This window comes from Pseudoalteromonas sp. CST2, from assembly GCF_028599385.1.
GTDB classification, from domain to species: Bacteria; Pseudomonadota; Gammaproteobacteria; order Enterobacterales; family Alteromonadaceae; genus Pseudoalteromonas; species Pseudoalteromonas atlantica.
The window spans coordinates 294,688-317,336 of record NZ_JAQREO010000003.1 but is presented as its reverse complement, the minus strand read 5'-3'; the positions used below and the strand labels follow the sequence as shown (position 1 = coordinate 317,336).

Genomic DNA, 22,649 nt, shown 5'->3' with positions numbered 1-22,649 from the left:
TAATTTGAACAACCTTGAGCAGTATGATGTTGTGGTTATAGGAGCAGGGCCTTCAGGTGCACTTGTAAGTAGCTTATTAGTACAAAAAGGCTGGAAAGTGCTGGTGCTAGAGCAACAAGTATTTCCTCGTTTTTCAATTGGCGAAAGCTTATTACCTCAATGTATGGAATATTTAGCGGATGCTGGGCTAGTTAACACAATACATGAACATGCAGATGAGCTTGGCTTTCAATTTAAAGATGGTGCTGCGTTTCATCGTAATGGCCAAAATACAGCTATAAATTTTACTGAAAAATTTAGCCTAGGCCCGGGTACTACTTTTCAAGTTAAACGGGCTGATTTTGATAAGCTGATTGCTGATAGAGCGCAGCTTCAAGGCGTTGAAATTCGCTATCAGCATAGTGTTATTGGTTTTACTGATGAAGCTGCTAGTGCGACGCTGCAAGTGCAAAATAATAAAAATCAAACGTATGATGTAAGGGCTAAGTTTGTACTTGATGCGAGTGGTTTCGGCCGAGTTTTACCAAAACTTTTAAATTTAGAAAAACCTTCTACTTTTCCTGTGCGTAGTGCTTATTTCAGTCACTTTAATGATGGCATTACTGACGAGCTGTTTGATAGAAATAAAATTTTAATAACCGTTCACCCTAAATTTAATGATGTTTGGTATTGGCTCATCCCCTTTAGTGATGGCACGTCCAGCATTGGGGTTGTGGCAAAGCAAACACGCTTTAATGAGAGTAGTGAAGCTGACACCTTAAAACAGTTTATAGAGCAAGACCCTTACTTAAAAAAACTTTTAGCTAATCGCGTACCTATAACACAGGCGCGTAGCATTAGTGGTTACTCTGCTAATGTATGTACGCTACATGGAAAACATTTTGCTTTACTAGGCAATGCGGGTGAATTTTTAGATCCGGTGTTTTCATCTGGGGTGACTATTGCTTTAAAGTCTGCACACTTAATTGCCCCCCTTATTGATGATTATTTAAATGGAGAAGTGATTGATTTTGAGGAATGTTACGCCGAGCCATTGCAGGCAGGAGTTGATTGTTTTAAAACCTTTGTTAAAGGTTGGTACGATACCCGATTTCAAGACGTTATTTTTTATTCAGAACAAAACTCGCAGGTTCGTGAAATGATCAGTGCTATTTTAGCGGGTTACGCATGGGATAAAAATAATCCATTTGTTGCTCAAAGTGAGCGTCGTTTAAATGTATTAGCGCAGCTATGTCAAAATTAATCCCAGTTATTGAGGCTCATACCAGACACTTTTTAAAATGTACTTTTATAGCTTTAGTGTGTGTTTGCATAACAGCATGTAGTAGCACATATAAAAGCAGTGAGCGTGTTGATATTTCTGCAGCCACTACACTTGATATTTCGCATGTGCCTGTACAAATGTTTGATCAAAATTGGCAGCATGTTTTATATATTCAAAACAATGAGAAAGAGCATACATTATTAGCACAATTAGAAATAAACAAGCAGGGTACTATCAACTTATTGTTAATGACTACACAAGGTTTACCTATTTTAAAGCTTGAGAAACTAAATAACCAACCACCTAATGTTACTAAAATGATAGTCGGTGTTGATTTAGACCCAGCTTATATATTGGCAGATATTGCCTTAGTGCATTGGCCTGTATTATTTCTTAATAAGAAAATATCTGGGGCGATTATAAAGCAGATAGCCACACAAAGGCGTGTAGTAAAAAATAACCGCTCGATTATTACAATAAATTATAGCGATAATAAAACAGTACTAAATAATAGTGAGCGACATTATCAAATTACATTTGAGAAGGTAAACTAGTGACTTTTTGGTTAAATGATTTAGGCATTGTAAGTGCAATGGGCAAAGGCGTTGAAGATACAATTGTTAGCCTAAATAACTTACAAAATAATGAAGCCCCACAGCTTTTAAAGACAAAAGATTTAAGCACAGAGGGTTTGCCATTTTATATTGGGCACGTGGACTGCGTTCCTCTAAATCAAAAGCACCGTATTGATACGCTAATTGATATAGCCCTTGAGCAAATATCCCCAACACTTAAGCGTTTTTCACATATTGATAAATCACGAATTGCTGTTGTGGTAGGTACAAGTACATCTGGGGTGCATGATGGCGAACAAGCTCGAGCTGAACACGACAGTTCAGGTGTGTGGCCAAGTGACTTTTTATATGCTGATCAAGAACTTGCTACTCCTTCGCATTACATAGCCGAAAAAGTAGGGGCGTTAGGTCCTTGTTATAGTATTTCAACGGCATGTACCTCAAGTGCTAAAGCTCTCATTAGCGCAAAAGCTTTAATAACTGCTGACTTAGCAGACGTTGTAATTTGTGGTGGCGTAGACAGCCTTTGCAAACTTACCATTAATGGATTTAATGCCTTGGCATCAATGAGCACTGGAATGTGTAAGCCTTTTTGCGATGACAGAGATGGTATTAATATTGGTGAGGGTGCTGCGTTATTTGTCATGAGTAAAGAAGCACCGTTAGAAAATGGCGTCATGTTTTTAGGTGGTGGTGAAAGCTCTGATGCTCATCACATTTCGGCGCCAGACCCTAGCGGTAATGGTGCAAAATCGGCAATGAAAGCAGCTCTGGCCGTTGCTGACTTATTACCTAGTGATATTGACTATATAAATGCACACGGCACAGCGACAATTAAAAATGACGAAATGGAAGCCCTTGCAATTAATAGTGTGTTTGGCAACAATACACCGCTGAGCTCCAGTAAGTACTTAACTGGGCACACTTTAGGTGCAGCTGGTGCAATTGAAGCAGGTATTTGTTGGCTGTTGCTCAGAGGGAGAGGAAATATTACTTTGCCTTTTAATAAATGCACACACAGAAATAAGCTGGCAGATGTTAACGTTATTGAGCAAGCTAGCACGGTTAAATTAAATTACTGTCTATCTAACTCATTTGCGTTTGGTGGTAATAATGCTAGTTTGATTTTAGGTACTCATAATGAATAATTATTCTATAGAGCAGGTTGTACCCCACGATGCTCCTATGATCTTAATAGATCAGTTAGTTGAATACAGCGATGAAAGTGCAACCTGCTCTGTGACTATTACACCCCAAAGCCCTTTTTATAATGAGCAAATTGAGGGAGTGCCAAGTTATATCGGTGTTGAATATATGGCCCAGTCTATAGCTGCCTATGCTGGAGCATTAGCTAACGATATTAATGAAGCGGTTAAAATTGGCTTTTTGATCGGCACGCGAAAATATAAAACACATCAGGCTATGTTTTATAAAAACAGCACCTTAACTATTTATGTTCACAAGCTTTACCAAGAAGAATCTGGTTTAAGTGTGTTTGAATGCCAAATAAGTGAAAATAAAAAAATACTGTGTGATGCAAAAATAAATGTATTTCAGCCAGAAGAACCGCTGGAATTTATAAGAGAAAACCAATGAATAAAAGAATTTTAGTGACCGGCTCTAGCCGGGGTATAGGTAAGGCTATTGCACTTAAACTTGCAGCTCAAGGCTATGACATTACTGTTCATTGCAGAACTGGTTTAGAGCAAGCTCAGCAAACATGTGCAGAAATACACGCACTTGGACAAAGCACTACACTACTACAATTTGACGTATGCGATAGAGCAGCGGCAAAGCAACAAATTGAGCAAGATATTACAAACAATGGTGCTTACTATGGTGTGGTGTGTAATGCGGGCATTACCAACGATATGGCTTTTCCGGCAATGCAGGGCGATGATTGGGATAGCGTAATTAGAACTGGGTTAGATGGCTTTTATAATGTTGTGCACCCAACAGTTATGCCCATGGTACAAACTCGTAAAGGTGGGCGCATTATTACTATGGCTTCAGTGTCGGGTATTGCGGGCAACAGAGGGCAAGTAAATTACAGCGCAGCGAAAGCAGGTATTATTGGCGCTACCAAAGCCCTATCGCTGGAACTAGCTAAGCGAAAAATTACTGTAAATTGTGTAGCGCCTGGTTTAATTGAAACAGCAATGACGGATGAGCTTCCGGTTGCTGAAATGATGAAAATGATTCCACTTAAACGTATGGGAACAGTGAACGAAGTGGCTGGTACAGTTGCGTTTTTAATGTCTGATGATGCTGCTTACATCACTCGCCAAGTTATTTCGGTTAACGGCGGGATGGTTTAATGAAACGTGTTGTTGTTACAGGGATGTCGGTTATAACCGCATTGGGCGATGATTGGGATGAATTTAAAAGCGCCTTGATTAAAGGTGAAAATGCAGTTGTAACAATGCGTGAATGGGATAAAGCTGATGGGCTTAATACACGCTTAGCTGCCCCTGTCACCCATTTTGAAAAACCTAACCATTATAAACGTAAGCAAATACGCTCAATGGGGCGAGTGGCACTTATGTCCACACGTGCAACTGAGCGTGCGCTTGAGCAAGCTGATTTACTTGAACATAAAAGTCTTACAGATGGCTCTACCGGTGTAGCATATGGCTCATCCACCGGCTCAACACCGCCGCTTCTCGCATTTGCAAATATGTTGGAAAGTGGCTCAATGTCTGGAGTCACAGCTACAAGCTATATTCAAATGATGGCACATACAGCGCCAGTAAATGTAGGCGTTTTTTTTGGCTTAAAAGGACGAGTGATCACCACAAGTTCGGCATGTACGTCTGGCTCGCAGGGTATTGGCTACGCCTATGAGGCAATTAAGTTTGGTCGTCAAAAAGTAATGGTAGCAGGGGGGGCAGAAGAGCTTTGTATTACCGAAGCAGCTGTATTTGATACGCTGTATGCTACAAGTATTAAAAATGACACCCCTAAAAATACGCCTCGCCCATTTGATAAAAGCCGTGATGGCTTGGTTATAGGAGAAGGTGCCGGTACTTTAATACTTGAAGAGTATGAGCATGCTAAAGCTAGAGGGGCAAATATATTGGCTGAGGTTGTCGGTTTTGGCTGTAACTCTGATGGACAACATGTTACTCAACCATCTTCAGATACCATGCAAATAGCTATTGAAATGGCATTGCAAGATGCCAATTTATCACCTGATAAAGTAGGTTATGTCAATGCGCATGGTACCTCAACCGATAGAGGTGATATTGCTGAGTCTCATGCTACTTTTAATGCGCTGGGAGTTAAACCTATTAGTTCTTTAAAAAGCTATTTAGGGCATACTTTAGGGGCGTGTGGTGCAATAGAAGCATGGGCTACTATTAATATGATGAGCGATAATTGGTTTGCACCTACAATAAATTTAACCGATATAGATAATGATTGCGCTGAGCTTGATTATATTAAGACACAAGGGCGAGAAATTAACACCGATTATGTCATGAGTAATAACTTTGCATTTGGTGGGATTAATACATCTCTTATTTTTAAACGGTATAAGCAAGATTAATCAAGTTTATAAACACTAATCACTAACTGTTGACTCATTTTTGCTGTATAATTTGCGACCCTTGATAAATGTGGCCGCAGGTTATACAGCATGAATTTTAAATCTTTTAGTTTTTCCCCTGAACTTATTCAGGCGTTAGACGAACTTAATTACCACACCCTTACGCCCATTCAGCGTTCAGCTATTCCGGCTGTTCGTAAAGGTAAAGACGTTTTAGCAAGTGCCCAAACAGGCACAGGTAAAACGGCTGCGTTTGCTTTACCTATCATCCAAAAATTAACTGAATCTGAGCTAAGCACAAGCAATGCTCCGCACGCGTTAGTGCTTGCGCCAACTCGTGAGCTTGCAGAGCAAATAGCAAATAACTTTAAAGCCTATGCAAAACATACCGCTTTAAAAGTAGTGAGTCTATTTGGCGGTATTAATACCGCAGGCCAAGCAAATGCACTTAAAGACGGCGTAGATGTTGTAGTTGCAACTCCAGGGCGTTTACTTGATCATATTCGTTTAGGTAATTTAAGCCTAGCAAGTGTTAAACACTTAGTACTTGATGAAGCTGACCGTATGCTTGATATGGGCTTTATTGAAGATATGCAAAGTGTTATTAAAAGTTGTGACGAGCAGCGCCAAATTTTACTTTTCTCAGCCACTTTTCCAGCGGCTATTAAGCAGTTTGCAGCAAAAGTATTAAAACAGCCTGAAATTGTTCGCGTAGATCAAACTAATAGTACTGCAAGTACGGTACAGCATGTTGTGTACCCAGTTGAAGAGCGCCGTAAACAAGAGCTGCTTTCTGAGCTGATAGGTAAAAAGAACTGGCAACAAGTACTTGTGTTTGTAAACATGAAAGAAACGGCGGATGAGCTGGTTAAAGAGCTTAACCTTGATGGTATTCCTGCCACTGTATGTCATGGTGACAAATCGCAAGGTAACCGCCGACGTGCACTTCGTGAATTTAAAGAAGGCAAAGTACGTGTTTTAGTGGCTACTGAAGTTGCAGCGCGTGGTATTGATATTGAAGGCCTACCACGAGTAATTAATATTGATTTACCATGGCTTGCAGAAGATTACGTACACCGCATTGGCCGTACAGGTCGTGCTGGTAACCAAGGCCAAGCTATTTCGTTTGTAAGCCGCGAAGAAGAAAACACCTTATTTGAAATAGAGTCGTTAATTGGCCAAAAAATCAAACGTGTTTACTTAGAGGGTTATGAAGTAAGTAGCCGTGAAGTACTTATTGATAAAATAGGTAAAAAACCAGCGCATTTACGTCGTAGCCGTACGAATAAGCCAACAGGCCAAGCAACAGGCGAAGCACGTGCGGTAAATCGCTCACGTATTTCAAATGTGCGTAAAAGCTTAAAAGGCGCCAAGCTTACCCTTAAAAAGTAAGCATAAAAATTTAGCATTTATAAAAAACCTGAGGTTTACTCAGGTTTTTTTGTGCCTCAATTTAGCTCAAGGTGTAAACAAAAAAGCCTCACAAAGCGAGGCTTTTCGGTAAATAACTTAAAAAACCGGTTTAAGCGTTTTCTAACATTGAGAGTGCAACTGCTTCAGCCGCTTTAATACCATCAATACCTGCAGATAAAATACCACCTGCGTAACCTGCGCCTTCACCCGCTGGGTATAAACCTTTAGTATTTATGCTTTGGAAGCTTTTATCGCGCTTGATACTAATAGGTGATGATGTACGGGTTTCTACCCCTGTTAATAATCCGTCGTTTGTAGAAAAACCACGAATTTGCTTATTAAAGGCTGGAATGGCTTCGCGTATTGCATCGATAGCAAACTGCGGGAGTACATTTGCTAAATCGGTGAGTTTTATTCCTGGTGTAAACGACGGTTGTACATCACCTAAATCGCCCGATGCTTTTCCTTTTAAAAAGTCGCCAATTAACTGTGCTGGTGCATCGTAGTTGCTACCGCCTAATGCATAGGCTTGCTCTTCTAGTTTACGTTGCAAATCAATGCCGGCAAGCGGGTGACCAGGGAAGTCTTTTTCAGGTGTAATACCTACTACAATGGCACTATTTGCATTGCGCTCACTACGAGAGTATTGGCTCATACCGTTTGTTACTACGCGGCCTTCTTCAGAGGTGGCGGCTACAACAGTCCCTCCTGGGCACATACAAAAGCTGTAAACTGTGCGGCCATTATCACAATGGTGAACGAGTTTATAATCAGCAGAGCCTAAAATGGGGTTACCCGCGTTAGGCCCAAAACGACACTCATCAATCATCGATTGCTTGTGCTCGATTCTAAAGCCCACAGAAAACGGTTTAGCTTCTACATAAATGCCTTTATCGTGGATCATTTTAAAGGTATCACGGGCGCTATGTCCCACAGCAAGTACTACATGGCGGGTATTGAGCTTTTCACCGTTTGAAAGCGTTAAGCCAGTTACTTGTCCATCATCTATATGAATGTCGTCTACGCGGGTGCTAAAGCGGATTTCGCCGCCAAGTTCAATAATACGTGCGCGCATTTTTTCAATCATGGTAACAAGTTTAAACGTACCAATGTGTGGCTTACTTACATATAAAATTTCATCTGGTGCGCCGGCTTCTACAAATTCGGTGATAACTTTACGCCCGTAATGTTTTGGATCTTTTACTTGGCTGTATAGTTTACCGTCTGAAAATGTACCTGCGCCACCCTCGCCAAACTGCACATTAGACTCTGTATTAAGGGTACGTTTACGCCAAAAGCCAAAGGTGTCTTTGGTGCGTTCGCGTACTTCTTTACCGCGCTCTAAAATAATAGGGTTAAAACCCATTTGAGCCAGCACTAAGCCCGCAAATAATCCACACGGGCCAAAGCCAATTACTACAGGGCGCTCAGTAAGGTTAGCGGGGGCGTGGGCAACAAATTTGTATGAGGTATCAGGGGCAGGCTTTACGTGCTGATCTTTAGTAAATGCGTTTAACAGCGCTTCTTCGTTATCTACTTCAATATCGAGGGTATAAATAAGTAAAATAGCCGTTTTTTTACGTGCATCGTACCCACGTTTAAACACATTGTAGCTGTGTAGCTGCGCTGGCTGTATTTTTAGTTTATCAACTATGGCTTGGCCTATAGCGTCTTCATTATGATCAAGCGGCAGCTTTATTTCGGTTAAACGTATCATTGTTATCTCTTTTAGGTGTCTTAGCGGTAATAGTATCCGCTCACAATAAGAAGTGTAGGGCACGTAATGGCTATACATTAAGGGCGCATATATTACGTTAAATTGACCGCAGATGGCACATATTTATTGTGTTTTTAATGGGGTTGGGTATGATCCTCGCTTTAGATAATTAATTACTAGGTTTAAACTATTATGGCGTTTGTGGTCACCGAAAACTGTATTAAGTGTAAATACACAGATTGTGTGGCAGTGTGCCCTGCAGATGCCTTTTACGAAGGCCCTAACTTTTTAGCAATAAGCCCTATTGATTGCATAGATTGTGGATTATGCGTACCAGAGTGCCCAGCTGAAGCAATTTACCAAGAAGACGAGCTGCCAGAAGACCAAAAAGAGTTTACCGAGCTTAATGCTGAGCTTGCATTGGTGTGGCCACACATTGTTGAGGTAAAACCAGCGCCTGCTGATGCCGATAGTTGGAATGGCGTGGCTAATAAGGTTAAATTAATTGAAACCTAGCTTTTAAATTAAGCCTTTAATATTAATTAGTTAAAAAAGCTATTGTTTTTAGTATCAAACTATTAACAAATGTACTGACTTAAATTACACTGCATAAATAAGTTTACCTTTTAAGGGTAAACACGTCTAAATGGATGTTTATGCAGTACTTAATAATTATAAAAAAACAATGCAGTGCTTTATTCCCCTTCTTATTAGCACTTTTATTTTCTAACCACCTTTATGCCAGTGAAAAACAGCAGCATTCTCTTGTACATATAAATGCAGATATTACTGTAGATGGCGTACTTGATGAGCCCCACTGGCAAAATGCCACTTTAGTTCCTATAGCATTTCAAGATGAGCCTAACGAAAAGGGCACCCCACCGGTTAAAACCGATGCTTACATGTATGAAGATGGCAGCAACTTATATGTTGCATTTGTAGCCGAAGATCCACAGCCGAGCGAAATAACAGCGTCACTACGTGATAGAGATACGCTTTGGCAAGATGATACGGTTATTTTAATTATTGACACTTTTAACGACGAACGTTCAGCTTACGAATTTTATGTAAACCCATTGGGTGCGCAAGGTGATACGCGAATGAGTGACACCGATGGCTGGCAATCAGACCCGTCTTGGGATGCAATATGGGATAGCGCAGGGCAAATTACCGACCAAGGGTTTGTGGTTGAAATGCGTATACCTTTTAAAGCGCTAAGATTTCCTGAAAATAAAACAGATTTAACATGGGGCTTTGCCCTTATGCGAAATTACCAACGTGATGTACTGTATCAGCTTTCAAATATGGGGTTTGACCGAGATATAAAATGCAGTTTATGTCAGTTTTATAAATTAAATGGTTTTAAAAATATAAAAGCCAGTAAAAATCTGCAACTAACGCCTACACTTACGGCGCTCAGAAATGATTCAAAAGCTACCTTGCCAGGGCAGTGGGATAATGGCGATATAGACACCGAAGCTGGCCTTGATTTACGCTGGGGGGTTACACAAGATGCGGTAATTAATGCCACTATAAACCCAGATTTTTCGCAAATAGAAAGTGATGCGTTAGCCCTTGATGTAAATACCACGTACTCAATTTATTATGCAGAAAAACGACCATTTTTTTTAGATGGCGCATCCTACTTTAAAAGCAGTTTATTTGAACTACTGTACACCCGCACTATTGCAGAGCCTGAAGTAGGGGCAAAATTAACAGGTAAAACAGGGCAACATAGCTATGCATTTATGTATGCCGATGACAATAATAGCAATATTTTATTGCCTACAAATCAAGGCTCTGGTTTTGCAATTTTAGAGGATAAAACCCATGCAGCAGCGGCGCGTTATCAATACGATATTGGCCAACAAGGCACTATAGGGCTAAGTACGACTCACCGCGAAAGCGATGATTACTACAATACAGTACTTTCTGTCGATGGCAGCTATTGGTTTAATCAATCAGATCTACTGACCTACCAGGTAGCTACAACAGATTCTAAAAACTCTGATTTTTTAACAAGTAACTATAACTTATCTAAAACTCAATCTGATGAAGCGTACGCTATAGAGTTTACCCGTGATAAACGTGACTACAATTTGTTTGCCAGCTACGAAAACATAGGTAAAGACTATCGTACTGACTTAGGTTATCAAGAAAAAGTAGATTATGAGAACGTAGGCTTTGGGGGCGGGCAAACCTGGTATGCAGATGAGTCTGGCTTATTAACGTCATGGTCTTATGAGGCTGATTGGGATAAAACATGGGCACAAAATGGCGACCTACTTGAAGAAGAATACCAAGGGTTTATAACATTAAAAGGGCAAAAGCAGTCTATTTTTGAAATTGGCTTACTGCATCGTTATGAAAACTATAATGATGCTTTTTATAACCAAAATATTGGCTTTGTTTATACGGGCTTTAAACCTAAAAATAATATATGGCTTTCGTTTTATGGTGAGTATGGCAGCCGCATTGATTACGCCAATGAGCAAATTGGCGATTCTTATGCAACGCAAACGCAAGTTACGTGGGATATAAACGATCATTGGCAAGTAGACGCTACGCATAACTACAGCGTTTTAGATAACCCTCAAGGGGAGCGAGTTTATACTGCTAACTTATTAGATTTTAGGCTTTATTATAAATTTAGCATGCGCGCTATGCTCAAGCTTATATTGCAATTTGAAGACATTGATAGAAATAAAGACGCCTACTACTACCAAGTTAGCCACATTAATAAAGACTATGGCAGCCAATTAGTTTACTCGTATAAAATTAATGCTCAAACATTATTTTATTTAGGCTACTCAGATAAAAGCTATCAAGACGATTCCCTAAAACACGTTGAAAGAGATCAACGCACATTTTTTACAAAAGTTAGCTATGCATGGCAACTTTAAATAACCATTAAAAGGATGAATATGAAAACAATAAAAATAACTATCGCAGCTGCAATGGTAGCAACCCTAGCGGGTTGTGCTGCTAAGCAAGATATAACTCGCTTTGACACTGTGAAACCAGAAGTAGTATGTATAGCTGAACATAAGGCAGTTAAAGAAGGCGTTGTCACAGCAATGGAAGAAGGGTTTGCAAAACATAACGTCAAAACACGTGTAATTGCTGCTAACTATGTATTGAAACATCAGGAGTATCAAACTGAATTACCTAATGCTGACATCGCAGGGTGTAATGCCGTTGCTTATTACGTGGCTAACTGGCATTGGGATTTAGCGTTGTACATGTCATACGCGAATATTTGGGTTACAGACGCTCAAACCAATAAAAAAATTGCGCAAGCATCTTATCGCACCGGCGGTGGTTTGGATAAGTTTATAGACGCGAAAGAAAAAATTATCGAACTAATCGATGGTATGTATTAAATACTTGTAATATTAGTTTTTTCAAACATTTTAAGCTTAAGGTTTATTTTTATTCATCACACTCTATAATTAGCTAATTATTAAGCATTAATTTATTCTTTTTGAGTACAGTTCTAAAAATTTTGATGAATAAGGACTGTGCTATGGCTTGCTTAGTACTAAAAACAGGCGATATAATCGTCTTTTAGTAACGGGTTTATAGGATAAGTAATTTAGATGGATTTTATTGATGAATAAATTTAAACCCTTAGGCGGCATTTTTTTTGTATTTATCTTGTTTTGCTTTTGTTTAAACATCGAACTAACAAACCAGATTAACCGCATTAATTTATTCAACCCTGATATAGATTTACGCCACTTTGATATTATAGATACAACGCTCGAAATGGCGCCTTGGTATAACCCTATGCTCAATGGGCACTATTTAATACACCAGCCTTCTGCCGATTTTTTGTTAGTTAAAACTACCGACACGGAATTTATCGCTGCAAACGCAACAAAGCTTATTTTAATGACGTTAACGTCGCCAATAAACTTTATATTGGTGTGTATGGTATTGTTTGTTGGCTTTACAATTATTCGTAAAGAGCGTAAAAAAATCTCTTATCAGCATCAAATTGCACAGCTAAATAACAACGCTAATCAATTGCTTGTAGCCTTTAACCTACAACCCCAACACGGCAACCCATCAGGGCTTGGCAATTTAAGCCAGTCAATAAACAATTTAAATACCCATGTTGCTAATTATTTAAAGCAAACACAAACAAGTATCTGCCAAGATAAGCTAACTTTGCTCATTGACCGCCATGCTTATATTGAGCATATAGATAGGCAAATAAATTTTACTGACGAACAGCAGCTTAAATGCGCCTTGTTGTTTATTGACCTAGATGGCTTTAAGCAGGTAAATGACTCGTTTGGTCACAGCTTTGGTGATGAAATTTTGGTGCAGGTTGCTACGCGCCTAGCTAACGTATTACGCCATCATAAATTAAGTAATATTAACGAGGCGAATCAGTTAGAGCAAAATTTATCACGTTTAGGCGGTGACGAATTTTCAATTTTTATTGAGTCAGTAGATACCGATAATAAAGTAGTCGATATTTCTAAGCACGTACTCAGTGAACTTGAAAAGGACTTTGTACTAGGTAATAAAATAATAAAAATTAGCGCCAGTATTGGTATAGCGGCCTACCCAGAGAGCGCATCAACACCACAAGCATTATTGCAATTGGCCGATGTGGCAATGTACCGTGCAAAAAGCGATGGTAAAGGCATTTTTAAAGTGTACTCCCCAGAGATGGGTAATAAAATGCGCCGCTATCACTATTTATTAGAAGAGTTGCGTTTAGCGGTTGCGTGTAAAGACTTTTACTTATCGTTTCAACCTATCGTGCATGTAGAAGATTGCATGATAGATTATTTTGAAGCGCTTACACGCTGGGATCACCCTATAGAAGGGATGATATCACCGGCGGAGTTTATACCGATTGCCGAAGAGTCTAATCTTATTTTAGAGCTTGGCGATTGGATTATGCATGAGTCGTGTAGGCAAATGGCGGCATGGCATAATGCAGGTATGCGCAAAGTAAAAATTTCGGTTAATGTATCGGGTGTGCAACTAAAACACCGCTCAGTGTATGACTGGATAATGAAAAACCTAAAAAACACAGGGCTGCCATCGCATTCTTTAATGCTAGAAATAACAGAGTCTACGTTTATTAAAGCCAGTAAAAGTATGATTGAAGAGCTTGAGCGGCTTCGTGCAGAAGGTGTGACGATTGCTATAGACGATTTTGGTACTGGCTTTAGCTCATTAAGCACATTGGCTGATTTGCCCATTGATGTAATAAAAATAGATCGCTCGTTTATCTCTCAAGCCGATAAAAGTCCAAAGTACAACGACATCCTTAATACGATTAGCGAATTAGGTCAAAAGTTAGGACTTAAAATAGTGGCAGAGGGCGTAGAAGAAATCGAGCAGTTTGAACTTGTAAAACGCATGGGAGTAAGCTCTGTGCAAGGTTATTTGGTTAGTCGCCCAGAATCCTCTATCAATGTGGGTAACAAAGTTTTGCGTAAAAATACGGCTAACTTATCTGCAGCGGGCACCAGCGCGTGGGAAATAGAAGGTTAGAGCCTGTTTATTATAGGTAATTTAATAGCTTATGTAGGGTTTTAGGCTCAGGTTATGCTATGAAATTGCCCCTACCGATAGCGATTAACTTGAGCATTCACTGGTGCAGCTATTTAGGCCACGAAACGTTAAACCCTATATTGTGCTTAATTGCCCCTAAATAAAACTAAGTTCTTTAGGGCTACAGCCTTAAAATTTAGTAAAAAAAATGCCACTTTTAAAAGTGGCATTTTTGTTTGTAGAATCTAACAACTACAAATTTATAAATCGAATGTGCGTGATATAGCAAGTACTATACGCTCATCAGCGTAATCGTAATCTAGGCTTGTGTCTTCAGCAGCAATCTCAATGCCAAAGCCTTCGTAGCTAGTTTGATACGCTAGGCGGTAATGTTTGTATGATTTCTTTTGGTTTACATCCCATGCCCATTTTTCGCCATCAAGCGAATTAGAAATATCAAAGCTTGCACGAATGGCATGATTTGGGGCAATTTCAAAGGTGTGGGCAATCATAGAAATAACATGGCCAGCACCTGTACCAAAGTAATCCCAGCTATACCAAAAGTTTAGCTCTGTTTGACCATACTCACTTGCATAGCCAAATTTTGTGTAGGCTTCGGCGTAGTTACCATCGCTGTTATTACCTTGGTATGTGTAATAAGCAATACCATAATCAGCGCTAACCGTGTCAGTTAATTGCACGTATTTACCTAGGTAGGCATCAAGTTCAAAATCAGTGTCATCACCAAAATCTACATTAGATGCCCATGCACCCGCATACACACCGCTGTCGAACGCGTAATCAAGACTTGCTTGAATTGCAGGGTCGTTATCAGTTTGTGTTACACCGTTAAAAGTATAGTCAGATGCTGCTGTAATGGTTGTTGACCAGTTAGCTGACACCGTAGTTGATAAAAGTGCGAAAGGTAGCGCTACTGCTAGTTGTTTTAGTTTGTTATTCATTGTTGATCCCTAATGTACAGTTTCTATTTTTGTGTAATCTATTTTGTTTGCTTTTGGCGAACTGTCTATATTGTTAACCGTTTTAAATTTGCTGTAGCCAATAAACGCAGCACAACCAAAAAACAGTGCAATTACTAACGCGCCAACCCATTGAATTTGTAAAAACTCAAGCTTAAACAATAGGGTTAGTAACGAAAGGGCAACAATATTGAGTATCATATAGTTCATTTTACCTAAACGTTTAACCGTTAAGTTAAGGTTATCTGTGTATAAGCGTATTAATGAATCAAGCGAATTAATAACAAACACTATCCCAACAAATACCATGGCAAAGTTTTTAATACCCGCTGTTGAAATACCCATTTCGTGGTAGTGATAAAGTACGCTAAACCAAATCGCAATCGGAATAGATGGAAATATCAACATTGCACCTAATACTTGGTATGTTTTAAGGCCGCCTACAAAGCGAGACGTAAATTGGCCAATCATAATGCTCCACGCAAACCACCAAAATAGATAAAATTCATGGTAGTCATTAAGCGGTAAAACAAACTGATTTATATTGGCAAAGTAAGTACCAATTTCAGCAAGGTTATTGGTAAATGCCGACATTTCGCTGTCACCAACGACAAAGGCACCTGCCCACATAAAGGCAATTAATGCGATAAATAACCACGTTGTAGAAATACTTAAAAAGCGCACGTATTTAATATCTGTACTTGAGTACACAGCAAAGCAAATAGCTGCAAATACAATAAAGTAGAAGGTAGGTATAACGCTCGAACCATCGCCTAGCTCTGGTAAGTACCAGGGTAAGTTAGAAAGCAGTAGGTAAGCCGTAAAGGCACATGTGCCAATAATAACCACGTTATTAATGAACTTAACCCATGAAATTTCGAAAAATTTAACTTTGGGCTCTATTACACAGAAATAAAAGCACGTAAGAAAGTAAAATCCCCAGATCAAGAATCCCCAGTAGCCAAACTCAATAGCCAGTGGGTTTGCAAACGCGTATTCTGGGCTTGCTTTTATGTCTGCATAACCTGCAAATTCGGTTAATGGAAACATGATTAGGCCAACGTCTAGGCCTGAGGTAAATAAGATTGCGATAAAGGTAAACGTTCTCACTGGTGTTACGCCTACTACGCGTACGTTACCCCATTTAAATAAAATAGTGATAACTGCAAGTAGCGTAAATATAATGCCAGCACTAAGCCATATAGTCATTATCGCCCTCCCAAAATGAATAAAAGTAACTCATAAGTTCTCCGTTTTTGTTTTATTGCTTGCATAAACACCGCGTAACCAATTTACGCCGTGAGCCACTGCAAGTTGAACGTGCCCTACATAGTGTTAGGCACGTTATGGCTTAATTAAATCTCGCTATTACGTTGCGTTGTTTGCCAGTTACTGCTCATGGCAACGTTTACCGATGCCTGTGTAAGTGGGGTTTTACCTAAAATTAGATCAGCTGCTTTTTCTGCAACCATAATTGTAGGGGCATTTAAGTTGCCATTTGGCACCGTAGGGAAGATTGACGAGTCAACAACACGCAGCCCTTCAATACCATGAACTTGGGTATTAGAATTAACCACGGCCATGTCATCTTCGCCCATTTTGCAAGAACAAGACGGGTGATAGGCACTTTCTACTGCTTGGCGTACAAAGGCATCTATTTCTTCGTCGGTTTGAATGTGCTTACCTGGTTGAATTTCTTCATCGCGGTAGTCATCAAATGCACTTTGCTCAATAATGTCGCGAGTTAGGCGCACACACGCTCTAAAGCCTTCAATATCGTCTTTATGCTGCAAGTAGTTAAATAAAATTTTCGGCGGTTGCTCAGGATTAGCTGATTGAATAGTGACACTACCACGGCTTTTAGGTTTGTTATGACCTACATGAACCTGAAAACCATGACCCGCAAATGCACTGCGCCCATCGTAACGCATCGCCGCTGGTAAAAAGTGGTACTGAATATCTGGCCATTCAACGTCTGGTTTTGAGCGAATAAACGCACACGACTCAAAGTGGTTTGTTGCACCTAAGCCTTTTCGGGTCAGTAGCCATTTAGCGCCAATTAAGCCTTTTGAAATAAGACCTAATTTACCGTTTAAGGTAATAGGTTGTTTACACTTATACTGAAAGTAAAACTCAAGATGATCTTGTAAGTTTTGACCTACGCCTGGTAAATGATGCTTTACCTCAACACCGGCTTCTTCAAGTATGGCTTTATCGCCAATACCCGAAAGCTGTAAAATATGAGGTGAGCCAATTGGACCTGCACTTAATACAACGTCTTTAGTAGCATGCGCCGTTTTAAGAGTGCCATTTACTGTGTACTCAATGCCTGTGGCTTTTTTGCCTTCTAAAATCACTTTTTGTGCTAAAGCACCTGTAATAACTGTTAGGTTACTGCGTGATTTTACTGGGTCTAAATACTCGCGCGAGGCCGAACTGCGAACACCGTCTTTAACAGTCATGTGCATCGGGCCAAAGCCTTCTTGCTGAGCTGCGTTGTAGTCGTCTGTGTGTGCATACCCTGCTTCTACACCTGCTTTAATAAAGGTGGTGTAAAGCGGGTTTTGCATTTCGTTACCGTTATTAACGCCAAGCGGGCCTGTGCCACCACGGTGCGCATTTTCACCTAAATAAAAGCTTTCTGCTTTTTTAAAGTAAGGTAAGCACGACTGATAATCCCAGCCGTTAGCACCGTGTTGCTGCCACTCGTCAAAATCTTTCGCGTGGCCACGTACATATACCATGCCATTAATTGATGACGAACCGCCTAACACTTTACCGCGTGGGCAGTGCATTTCTCGGTTATCTAAATACGGCTCTGGCTGAGTGTGAAATTGCCATGCGTATTTATCTGTATTCATAGGAATAGAGAGCGCAGTTGGCATTTTTATAAATATACTTTTATCGCTACCACCGGTTTCTAGCAATAGCACTTTATTGTTTGTATCTTCAGATAAGCGATTTGCAAGTACACAACCTGCAGAACCGGCGCCAACAATAATATAGTCGTAAGTGTTACTCATAGTTGCCACCTTAAAACGGGCTTTCTATGTCGGCCATGCCCACATAAATAGACTTAGTTTGCGTGTAATGATCAAGCGTTTCTATGCCATTTTCACGGCCAATACCTGATTGCTTGTAACCACCAACAGGCATTTCAGCAGGTGAATTACCATAAGCATTAATCCAACAAATACCGGCTTCTAATTGGTGAATAACACGGTGCGCACGTTTAATATCGCTAGTAAATACGCCTGCGGCTAAGCCAAGGTGTGTACCATTTGCACGGGCGATAACATCGTCTTCGTCTTCAAAAACAAGCACGCTCATAACTGGGCCAAAAATTTCTTCTTTAACAATAGTCATGTCATCGTTGCAATCGGTAAATACCGTAGGTGCTACAAAGTAGCCATTAGGCGCTGATTCAGGAGAAAGAGTTTTACCGCCAGTAAGTAGTGTTGCACCTTCGGCCAAGCCACTTTCTATGTAGCTCATTACCAACTCTTGATGCTTTTTAGAAATTAATGCCCCAAAGTTAGTATTTAAATCTTGTGGGTCGCCGGCAATAATATTTTGCTCAGTACGTGTTTTAAGCTCATCAATAAATTGTTGATAGACATTTTTATGAACATAAATACGGGTACAGTTAGTACAAATTTCGCCTTGCGTATAAAAGTTACCTAACATGGCAGCACTGACTGCTTGCTCAATATTGGCATCTTCAAACACTAATAAAGGTGATTTACCACCTAATTCCATTGTTACGTCTTTTAATGTACCAGCAGCGCTTGCCACTACTTTTTTACCTGTGCCTACTTCACCAGTGAACGACAATTTGTCTATTTCACTGTGAGAGGTTAACCACTGACCTACATCACCGGCACCTTGCACAACGTTAAATACGCCGGCAGGTACGCCTGCTTCAACAAAAACTTCAGCTAGTTTAATAGCACCTAAAGGGGTTTCTTCAGAAGGTTTAAAAATAAACGCATTACCTGCGGCAAGGGCCGGGCCCGATTTCCAACATGCAATTTGCAGCGGGTAGTTCCACGCACCAATACCGGCACAAATGCCTAGTGGCTCTTTGCGGGTATAGTAAAAGTCTTCGCCAACCATTTGCTGCTGGCCAACTTGCGCTGGTGCTAGGCCTGCAAAGTATTCAATTACATCTGCGCCTGTTTCTATATCAACGCAGTTAGCTTCTTGCATTGGTTTACCTGTATCAAGCACTTCAACTAAGGCAAGCTCGTCATTACGCTCACGTAATAAAGCAACCGCTTTTAATAAAATACGGCTACGCTCTATTGGGCTCATTTTTGACCATTGAGCAAAGCCTTGTTTTGCACTTTCGATAGCCGCGTTTTGAATAAATTCGTCGGCAACTTCTACCGAGTAAATAACTTCATCTGTGGCTGGGTTTTTTACATCAAAAGTTTCACCACTTTGGTTTGCAAGGAAGTGGCCGTTTATAAAGTTTTGATAGACAGGTGTAGTCACGCTAGGCTCCATATTGCTTGATGAGTGAATGTACATAGCTTTTTGCTAATGTTTCACTGTGTTTAAATTGGTTTTCGTCAGATTGACTTAATACTGCTCTTAACCATAGGCCATCAATCATGGCGGCGCTAAGTTCTGCAGCTTGTTTTGCTTGCTTTACGGGCATTAGTTGCTTAAAAGAAAATGCTAAATTACTTTGCAAGCGATTACTGTTTACATTTTGCAGCCTGTGCAGTTCTTGATCGTGCATTGACTGCGCCCAAAAACTTAACCACGTACGTGTGGTGTCGTTGCGCTGTTGAACAAGTGCAAAGTTGGCCTCAACAATAAACATCAAACGCTCAATTGCGCTTGTGGTTGGCTCAACCTTTTCAATTAATTCATTTTTTAAATTCGATAACAAATACCTAACGGTTGCCTCTATTAACCCCTGCTTGCCACCAAAGTAATGGCTAATAATGCCAGATGATAAACCCGCATTTTTACTGATGGTGTTAATAGTTGTTCCTTGCAAACCGCGCTGTGCAACTGACTCAATGGTCGCGTCAATTAGCTGCTGACGCCTGACAGGTTCCATTCCGACTTTAGGCATAATTTTTATTGATTGAACGTTCAATAAAGATAAGCTTAATGTAATAGCTCTAACAATTCAAGGCGCAAGTAAACAACCAGATACCAAGATGTAGATGGATTATTAATAAAAACGGGTTAATTTGTAGTAGTGCTATATGCAGGTCTTTATTAATAAAATCAATTATATTCAGTGAGTTATGTTTCTATTTTTAAATGGTAAAAATAGTAAGGATTTGTTTACGGGGTATGAGTAATAAAAAAGATAAATATTCGTTAGAATGGTAATAGTTAGAGTACGAAGGGTATTTTAAATAAGCAAACGAAACCATTTCACATGTTTAATTAGTGTACTAATTAAAAAAGTAGCAGTGTGTAATGGCTATAAGAGGAGGCGTTAAGGTTAAAAAAGGCGTGCAAATTAGGCGCTATTAATAACGCCTTTAAATAATAGCGGGTAGCGTCTAAGGCGATTACCTATGTAATCATCGGCTAAGATTTGTTGGCATATAAAATTAACATCGTTACTGGCCTCAAACACCCAGTCAAAGCGTTCAATAGCCAGCAAAAAACCGCGTTTAAGGTGAGTCTGTTCGCGGTATTCATTTAGGTTTCGACGGATTATCTCCAGCTTTTCTGGGTGCACTTGCAGCTCAGTAATTACCTGGTTTATAAACGTGGTGGTTTGCTTGTTTGTGGTGCGTTTACGAATGCGTCTTGGCTGCATTATTCCTCATTAGCAATGTTGTATAGTTTTTTTAAAAAGTCGTCTTTATGTTTGTCATGCTCATAATCTAGGTGATAAGCATTATGAAACCCAAAGCGCAATAATACGCCGCTACCTTCTAAGTAAATAGTGTAGCCGTCAATGTCAGAGTAAGCCGTAACACCTTGATAATGTTTACCAATATCATTTTGTTTACCGCGCTGCTGAATACGTTCGTACACAGAGAGGATCTGCTTGTTATCGAGTTCGTTTTTCATCATTAACCCTTTATTGTTTAAAGCTATTACGTTTTATATATGAGGGTCGATCACCGTAAAAACAATGGCTAAAAAGCGCTAAAATAATCTTGCTATTAACTGGTTTTACCTTATGCTCAAGCCTCATTTTTTGTTGAGCTTACACCATGATAGACAAGGCTTTACTCCTTAAAACTCGCGAACTGTCAGAGCAATTAATTGCTTTACAAACACCCATTAGAATACTCGATGCCATTAACTGGGATAAACAAATCAAAGAGACGTTTTTCAGGCAAAAGTGCCAAAAAAATCCGCTAATCGATAGCGCCTATTACCAGCAACGAGATTTAGGATTTGTCCCCAGCGAATTACGCCAAGCGTTTTCTAACTTGCATCGCAATATTATTAACCAGTTAGGTCAGCTAAATCCTATTTCTCAATACATGGGTAAAATGTGTAGTGAGTATAAAACGGTGCTCAGTATGCTTGAGTATAGAGGAACGCCTGAGTTTCATGATTTGTCGGTAGAGCTTTTTGGTCACCCAAAAGATTTATTTCATGCGGGTGAACCTTCACTGTTCGAACTTGCCAATATGCTAGAAAAACCACTGCAAAACTTATTAATAGCCGATATTTTGCCTGATGATCCTAAAAATATTAATGCAAGTGATGCCGTGCGTATTCTGTCTGGGCAAGTAAATAGCAGTATGGCGGGTATTAATGTAGAGGTTATGCTCAGCGATGGGATTGTCAGTGATGCTGCTGCAGGTGCAAATAACATTAAGCTAAATCAAGATGTTAAATTCTCACAGCGTGAGCTCGATATTTTAGAAGTGCACGAAGGGTGGATACACGTAGGTACAACGCAAAACGGGCTAGCTCAGCCTTATTTAACCTGTTTAAGTAAAGGGACGCCAAGCTCAACAGTGACTCAAGAAGGCTTAGCTGTTTTAACCGAAATAATTACCCTTAAATCAACACCTAGGCGTTTATCAAAGTTAGTAAATCGTATTCAAGCAGTTACTAAAGTGATTGATGGTGCAGAGTTTGTTGATATATACCGTGACTACTTAGTGCTAGGGCTTTCAAAAGATGAAAGCTATACGTTAGCACAACGTGTATTTAGGGGCAGCACGGCAACAGGCTTACCTTTTACTAAGGATATTGCTTACATTAAAGGATTTGTGCTGGTATATAACCTAATTCGTGTTGCTATACAGCTTGGGCGCATTGATCAGCTGCCATTATTGTTGGTCGGAAAAATATCGATTGATGATTTTAGACTTATATCGCAATTACATAGTTTAGGTGTAATAGAAAGTCCAAAATTTGTACCACCACATTTTAAAGATTTACGAGGTTTAGCAACGTGGCTGAGCTTTGGCAGATTTATAGGCGACTTATCGTTTGAACAGTTAGAAAACGACTATAAACCATTATTTTTGTAATAAGTAGCGCAGGTTGCTTTTATTAGAGCCTGCTCTGTTGAGTAAAAAGGTAAACAAGCCCCAGTTATTTAACGCAATAAAAAAACGCAGTTGGAATGAGCAACTGCGTTGAAATGTATAGGTACAAGCCAGCGTACCTATAGCGAGGAACTTAT

20 protein-coding genes are annotated in these 22,649 nt (G+C 39.8%); 12 read left to right on the top strand and 8 right to left on the bottom strand.

The genetic code is table 11. The features are described 5' to 3' along the window. Positions 1 to 4: 4 nt before the first annotated feature. From PSH41_RS06235 to PSH41_RS06205, 7 genes are all read left to right on the top strand, one after another. A complete protein-coding gene (locus PSH41_RS06235) occupies positions 5 to 1,243 on the top strand; it encodes an NAD(P)/FAD-dependent oxidoreductase (RefSeq protein WP_273588467.1) in 1,239 nt (412 codons plus the stop codon). Further along, positions 1,231 to 1,818 carry a DUF3261 domain-containing protein gene (locus tag PSH41_RS06230; protein WP_273588468.1) on the top strand — a complete coding sequence of 196 codons (588 nt, stop codon included), beginning with the start codon at positions 1,231 to 1,233 and terminating at the stop codon, positions 1,816 to 1,818. The genes PSH41_RS06235 and PSH41_RS06230 overlap by 13 nt, the downstream gene beginning before the upstream one ends. Next, positions 1,818 to 2,987 (top strand): beta-ketoacyl-ACP synthase, encoded by a 1,170-nt coding sequence (locus PSH41_RS06225; RefSeq protein WP_273588469.1) that lies wholly within the window; start codon positions 1,818 to 1,820, stop codon positions 2,985 to 2,987. Before PSH41_RS06230 ends, PSH41_RS06225 begins: the two co-directional genes overlap by 1 nt. After that, positions 2,980 to 3,435, top strand: coding sequence for an ApeP family dehydratase (locus PSH41_RS06220; protein ID WP_138577288.1), 456 nt, complete (start codon positions 2,980 to 2,982; stop codon positions 3,433 to 3,435). The genes PSH41_RS06225 and PSH41_RS06220 overlap by 8 nt, the downstream gene beginning before the upstream one ends. Then, positions 3,432 to 4,157 (top strand): 3-oxoacyl-ACP reductase FabG, encoded by a 726-nt coding sequence (fabG, locus tag PSH41_RS06215; protein WP_029772005.1) that lies wholly within the window; start codon positions 3,432 to 3,434, stop codon positions 4,155 to 4,157. The genes PSH41_RS06220 and fabG overlap by 4 nt, the downstream gene beginning before the upstream one ends. After that, the gene (locus PSH41_RS06210; RefSeq protein ID WP_029772006.1) at positions 4,157 to 5,386 is read left to right on the top strand and encodes a beta-ketoacyl-ACP synthase; all 1,230 of its coding nucleotides are present in this window, start codon (positions 4,157 to 4,159) and stop codon (positions 5,384 to 5,386) included. The genes fabG and PSH41_RS06210 overlap by 1 nt, the downstream gene beginning before the upstream one ends. 90 nt (positions 5,387 to 5,476) lie before the next feature. After that, positions 5,477 to 6,778 (top strand): DEAD/DEAH box helicase, encoded by a 1,302-nt coding sequence (locus PSH41_RS06205; RefSeq protein ID WP_064387207.1) that lies wholly within the window; start codon positions 5,477 to 5,479, stop codon positions 6,776 to 6,778. A gap of 130 nt (positions 6,779 to 6,908) precedes the next feature. On the opposite strand, the gene PSH41_RS06200 is transcribed toward PSH41_RS06205, so the two are convergent. Further along, on the bottom strand, positions 6,909 to 8,516 hold the full coding sequence (locus PSH41_RS06200) for an NAD(P)/FAD-dependent oxidoreductase (RefSeq protein ID WP_064387208.1): 1,608 nt from the start codon (positions 8,514 to 8,516) through the stop codon (positions 6,909 to 6,911). 192 nt (positions 8,517 to 8,708) lie between these two features. Between PSH41_RS06200 and fdxA the strand changes: the two genes are divergently transcribed. The 4 genes from fdxA (at position 8,709) to PSH41_RS06180 (ending at position 14,036) form a co-directional block, all read left to right on the top strand. Continuing rightward, on the top strand, positions 8,709 to 9,032 hold the full coding sequence (fdxA, locus tag PSH41_RS06195) for a ferredoxin FdxA (RefSeq protein ID WP_273588470.1): 324 nt from the start codon (positions 8,709 to 8,711) through the stop codon (positions 9,030 to 9,032). Positions 9,033 to 9,172: 140 nt separating this feature from the next. Continuing rightward, entirely contained in the window at positions 9,173 to 11,419 is a 2,247-nt protein-coding gene (locus PSH41_RS06190) for a carbohydrate binding family 9 domain-containing protein (protein ID WP_273588471.1), read from the top strand. Positions 11,420 to 11,440: 21 nt separating this feature from the next. Then, complete coding sequence (locus PSH41_RS06185) at positions 11,441 to 11,899, top strand: Sbal_3080 family lipoprotein (RefSeq protein ID WP_004586456.1); 459 nt, start codon at positions 11,441 to 11,443, stop codon at positions 11,897 to 11,899. 229 nt (positions 11,900 to 12,128) lie between these two features. Continuing rightward, the gene (locus tag PSH41_RS06180; protein ID WP_273588472.1) at positions 12,129 to 14,036 is read left to right on the top strand and encodes a putative bifunctional diguanylate cyclase/phosphodiesterase; all 1,908 of its coding nucleotides are present in this window, start codon (positions 12,129 to 12,131) and stop codon (positions 14,034 to 14,036) included. A 260-nt stretch (positions 14,037 to 14,296) separates the two neighbouring features. Here PSH41_RS06180 and PSH41_RS06175 read toward each other — a convergent pair whose 3' ends face one another. The 7 genes from PSH41_RS06175 to PSH41_RS06145 all read right to left on the bottom strand — a co-directional run bounded on the left by PSH41_RS06175 (position 14,297) and on the right by PSH41_RS06145 (position 21,067). Next, positions 14,297 to 14,998 carry a TorF family putative porin gene (locus PSH41_RS06175; RefSeq protein WP_004586454.1) on the bottom strand — a complete coding sequence of 234 codons (702 nt, stop codon included), beginning with the start codon at positions 14,996 to 14,998 and terminating at the stop codon, positions 14,297 to 14,299. Positions 14,999 to 15,007: 9 nt separating this feature from the next. Further along, complete coding sequence (locus tag PSH41_RS06170) at positions 15,008 to 16,225, bottom strand: BCCT family transporter (RefSeq protein ID WP_004586453.1); 1,218 nt, start codon at positions 16,223 to 16,225, stop codon at positions 15,008 to 15,010. Positions 16,226 to 16,371: 146 nt separating this feature from the next. Next, on the bottom strand, positions 16,372 to 18,039 hold the full coding sequence (gene betA / locus PSH41_RS06165; protein WP_096042949.1) for a choline dehydrogenase: 1,668 nt from the start codon (positions 18,037 to 18,039) through the stop codon (positions 16,372 to 16,374). A 10-nt stretch (positions 18,040 to 18,049) separates the two neighbouring features. Beyond that, on the bottom strand, positions 18,050 to 19,513 hold the full coding sequence (gene betB / locus PSH41_RS06160; RefSeq protein ID WP_273588473.1) for a betaine-aldehyde dehydrogenase: 1,464 nt from the start codon (positions 19,511 to 19,513) through the stop codon (positions 18,050 to 18,052). A gap of 1 nt (position 19,514) precedes the next feature. After that, complete coding sequence (gene betI, locus PSH41_RS06155) at positions 19,515 to 20,090, bottom strand: transcriptional regulator BetI (RefSeq protein ID WP_024031790.1); 576 nt, start codon at positions 20,088 to 20,090, stop codon at positions 19,515 to 19,517. A 414-nt stretch (positions 20,091 to 20,504) separates the two neighbouring features. Beyond that, positions 20,505 to 20,810 carry a hypothetical protein gene (locus PSH41_RS06150; protein WP_273588474.1) on the bottom strand — a complete coding sequence of 102 codons (306 nt, stop codon included), beginning with the start codon at positions 20,808 to 20,810 and terminating at the stop codon, positions 20,505 to 20,507. Next, the gene (locus PSH41_RS06145; protein ID WP_024031788.1) at positions 20,810 to 21,067 is read right to left on the bottom strand and encodes a DUF3081 domain-containing protein; all 258 of its coding nucleotides are present in this window, start codon (positions 21,065 to 21,067) and stop codon (positions 20,810 to 20,812) included. Before PSH41_RS06145 ends, PSH41_RS06150 begins: the two co-directional genes overlap by 1 nt. A 146-nt stretch (positions 21,068 to 21,213) precedes the next feature. On the opposite strand from PSH41_RS06145, the gene PSH41_RS06140 reads away from it, so the two are divergent. Beyond that, the gene (locus tag PSH41_RS06140) at positions 21,214 to 22,494 is read left to right on the top strand and encodes a flavohemoglobin expression-modulating QEGLA motif protein (RefSeq protein WP_273588475.1); all 1,281 of its coding nucleotides are present in this window, start codon (positions 21,214 to 21,216) and stop codon (positions 22,492 to 22,494) included. The last annotated feature ends 155 nt before the right edge of the window (positions 22,495 to 22,649 follow it).